Source organism: Streptomyces boncukensis (assembly GCF_011045075.1).
GTDB classification, from domain to species: Bacteria; Actinomycetota; Actinomycetes; order Streptomycetales; family Streptomycetaceae; genus Streptomyces; species Streptomyces boncukensis.
This window is the reverse complement of record NZ_JAAKZZ010000722.1, coordinates 1-2913: the sequence shown is the minus strand read 5'-3', so window position 1 is coordinate 2913 and position 2913 is coordinate 1. Positions and strand designations below refer to the sequence as shown.

Annotated in this window: 3 protein-coding genes; 2 read left to right on the top strand and 1 reads right to left on the bottom strand. The window is 75.1% G+C overall.

The window, feature by feature from the left end; genetic code table 11:
• On the top strand, window positions 1–991 hold a 991-nt coding region (locus G5C65_RS34775; protein WP_165303053.1), incomplete at its 5' end, for an aminotransferase-like domain-containing protein.
• 95 nt (window positions 992–1086) lie between these two features.
• Entirely contained in the window at window positions 1087–1668 is a 582-nt protein-coding gene (locus G5C65_RS34770; protein WP_165303052.1) for a histidine phosphatase family protein, read from the top strand.
• A 25-nt stretch (window positions 1669–1693) separates the two neighbouring features.
• On the opposite strand, the gene G5C65_RS34765 is transcribed toward G5C65_RS34770, so the two are convergent.
• Entirely contained in the window at window positions 1694–2686 is a 993-nt protein-coding gene (locus G5C65_RS34765) for an aldo/keto reductase (RefSeq protein ID WP_165303051.1), read from the bottom strand.
• Window positions 2687–2913: the final 227 nt, after the last annotated feature.

The following is a 2913-nucleotide window of genomic DNA, read 5'->3' as shown; positions in this document are numbered from 1 at the left end:
CGGCTGGTTCGCGCGCGAGATCGGCGGACCGCACGGCGGGGTCGCCCCGTCCGAGGTGCTGATCACCGCCGGCGGCCAGAGCGCGCTCACCACCGCGCTGCGCGCCCTGGCGCCCCCGGGCGCCGCGGTGCTGGTGGAGTCCCCGACCTACCCCGGCATGCTGGCGGCGGCCCGTGCCTCCGGGCTGCGTCCGGTGCCGGTGCCGGCGGACACGGACGGCGTCCGCGCGGACCTGCTCGCGGAGGCGTTCCGGGCCAGCGGGGCACGGGTGTTCGTCTGCCAGCCGCTGTTCCAGAACCCCACCGGCGGCGTGCTGTCCGGGGCGCGCCGCGCCGAGGTACTGCGGGTGGCGCGCGCGGCCGGCGCGTTCGTGGTGGAGGACGACTTCGCGCGGCACCTCGGGCACGAGGACGCCGGCCCGCTGCCCGGCGCGATGTACGCGGACAGCACCGGGAACGCGGACGGCGTCGTCGTGCACATCTGCTCGCTCACCAAGGCCACCTCGCCCAGCATGCGCGTGGGCGCCCTCGCCGCGCGCGGGCCCGCACTCGACCGGCTGCGCGCCATCCAGATCGTGGACAGCTTCTTTGTGCCCCGGCCGCTCCAGGAGGCCGCACTGGAGCTGGTCGGCGCCCCCGCCTGGAGCCGCCATCTGCGCACGGTCGCGGCCGAGTTGCGGGCCCGGCGCCGGACCATGCTGGCCGCGCTCGCCCGCGAGGTCCCGGCCCTGGAGCTCACCCACGCCCCGCGCGGCGGCTACCATCTGTGGCTGCGCCTGCCCGCGGGGACGGACGAGGGAGCCCTCGTCACCGCCGCGCTGCGCGCCGGGGTCGCCGTCGCGCCGGGGCGGCCGTACTTCGCGGCCGAGCCCCCGGCGCCCCATCTGCGGCTCACATTCGCCCCGGCCGCCGCCGAGGGCGAGATCGTCGAGGGCGTACGCCGCCTGCGTACGGCGTGCGACGCGCTCGGAATGCCGCCGGGGGCGGGCTGAGCCGCGGCACCGCACGGTGCGGGCTGCCGCGCATGCCGCTGGCACGTACGCGCCAACTGTCGAACAGCAGCGCGTACCGGCTCTACTCTCGGCTCATGCACGCGAGCCCGCCCTATGCGCGCTTCACGCTGCTCGCCGCGGCGCGCAGCGCGTCCGTACTCGACGGACGGTTCGACGACGACCGCCCGCTGGACGCGGCGGGCTGGCAGGACGTCCAGCGGATGATCCCGTCACTCGTCCGGCTGGCGGCGGCCGAACTGCGCTACTGCTCACCGTCCGCGCGCTGCCGCGAGACCGGGGAGGTGCTCGGGCTGACCCCGCTGCCCCAGCCCGCGCTGCGCGACTGCGACATGGGCCGCTGGCGCGGCTGGACGCTCCGGGAGGTGACGGCGCGGGAGCCGCGGAACGTCGACTGGTGGCTGTCCGACCCGCGCGCCGCGCCGCACGGCGGAGAGTCGCTGCTGGCGTTCATCCAGCGGGTGGGCGGCTGGCTGGAGACCAGGCCCGTCGGCGACGGCGGCTGGGCCGTCGCCGTCACCGAGCCCGCCGTGCTGCGGGCCGCGATCTGCTACGTGCTCAAGGCGCCGCCCCACGCGTACTGGCATATCGAGGTGCACCCCCTCGCGACGCTCACCGTGACCGGGCGCGCGGGGGAGTGGACCCTCCGCCTGGAGTGAACGGCGGCGGAGCAGGCGCGCGCCGTCAGCCGTTGACGTAGCGCAGCGCGCTCGCGTCGTAGCGGGTGCCCGCGACCCGGTCGCGCGGCGCCGCCGCCTCGATCGCGGCCAGTTCGTCGGCGGAGAGGGCGAGGTCCAGCGCGGCGACGTTCTCCTCCAGATACGTCCTCCGGCGGGTCCCCGGGATCGGCACCACGTCCTCGCCCCGGTGCTGCACCCAGGCGAGCGCGAGCTGACCGGCCGTCACGCCCCGGGCGGCCGCCAGCTCCTCCAGCCTCTCCACGATCGCCAGGTTCCGCTCCAGATTGCCGTCCGCGAAGCGGGGCATGGAACGGCGCGCGTCGGACTCCTCCAGGCCCTCGACCGAGGTGTAGCGGCCGGTGAGGAAGCCGCGGCCCAGCGGCGAGAACGGCACCAGCCCGATACCGAGCTCCCGGCACACCGCCGCGGCCCCGTCCCCGCTCTCCAGGTCCCGGGTCCACAGCGACCACTCGCTCTGCAGCGCGCTGATCGGATGCACCGCGTGCGCCCGGCGGATGGTGGCGGGACCCGCCTCGGAGAGCCCGAGGTGGCGCACTTTGCCCTCCCGCACCAGCTCCGCCATCGCGCCGACCGTCTCCTCGATGGGCACGCCGGGGTCGACCCGGTGCTGGTAGTACAGATCGATGTGGTCGGTGCCGAGCCGCCGCAGCGACGCCTCGCACGCCTGCCGGACGTAAGCGGCGTCGCCCCGTATCGCGGTGGGCTCGCCGAACCGGTTGGCGAAACCGAACTTGGTGGTGATCACGGCCTCGTCGCGGCGGTGCGCGAGAGCGCGGCCGACCAGCTGCTCGTTGTGGCCGCTGCCGTAGAAGTCGGCGGTGTCGAACAGCGTCACGCCGAGGTCGAGGGCGTGGTGCAGGGTGCCGACCGACTGCTCGTCGTCCGAGGAGCCGTATCCGTGGCTCATCCCCATGCAGCCGAAGCCCTGCGCGGAGACGGCCAGCGTGCCCAGGTGGCGGGTCGGAATCCTGGTCATGTCGTTCCCTTCCGTCGATATCGCCCGGCGAGCGCCGAATGCACCGCGACCGTAGGAGATGGAGCGCACTCCAGAGCAAACGCGCTCCCGCCTCGCGCTGCCCCCGTTATGGTCTTCGCGGTCCTGCAAGAGGGCTGCTGGCCTCCGGGCCCGGCATGGCTGTTCCCCCCTGTTGGAAGTCGATGACCTGGGGGGTGGTGCCACCGGGCCCGAGAGGCGCCGTTGGA

What these genes read in the sequence shown, in the direction of transcription:
- G5C65_RS34770 (WP_165303052.1), top strand. Translation starts at nt 1,087, where the DNA reads ATGCACGCGAGCCCGCCCTATGCGCGCTTCACGCTGCTCGCCGCGGCG.
- G5C65_RS34765 (WP_165303051.1), bottom strand. Translation starts at nt 2,686, where the DNA reads ATGACCAGGATTCCGACCCGCCACCTGGGCACGCTGGCCGTCTCCGCG.